The 548-nt window shown below is 49.3% G+C and carries 1 protein-coding gene; it reads left to right on the top strand.

Annotated elements, in window-relative coordinates; translation table 11 throughout:
- The coding region (locus RMZ95_RS34030) for a WD40 repeat domain-containing protein (protein WP_409884548.1) at positions 1-548 on the top strand (548 nt) is incomplete at both ends.

Raw genomic sequence — 548 nt, 5'->3', positions numbered from 1 at the left:
GGAAAGGAAATTCGCAGCCTCACTGGTCATTCTTCCTCGGTTCAATCCGTCGCCATCAGTAGTGATGGGCAAATTCTTGCCAGTGGTAGTGGGGACAAGACGATCAAACTGTGGTTGGTAAAAACTGGAAAGGAAATTCGCAGCCTCACTGGTCATTCTTCCTCGGTTCAATCCGTCGCCATCAGTAGTGATGGGCAAATTCTTGCCAGTGGTAGTGGGGACAAGACGATCAAACTGTGGTTGGTAAAAACTGGAAAGGAAATTCGCAGCCTCACTGGTCATTCTTCCTCGGTTCAATCCGTCGCCATCAGTAGTGATGGGCAAATTCTTGCCAGTGGTAGTGGGGACAAGACGATCAAACTGTGGTTGGTAAAAACTGGAAAGGAAATTCGCAGCCTCACTGGTCATTCTTCCTCGGTTCAATCCGTCGCCATCAGTAGTGATGGGCAAATTCTCGCCAGTAGTAGTGGAGACAACACTATCAAACTGTGGTCGGTGGCGACAGGAAGGGTTCGCACCCTGACTGGTCATTCTTACTCGGTTCAATC

Origin of the sequence: Nostoc sp. DedQUE07 (assembly GCF_034530975.2) — a bacterium.
Taxonomy (GTDB): Bacteria; Cyanobacteriota; Cyanobacteriia; order Cyanobacteriales; family Nostocaceae; genus Nostoc.
This window is presented reverse-complemented; position numbering and strand designations above follow the sequence as displayed.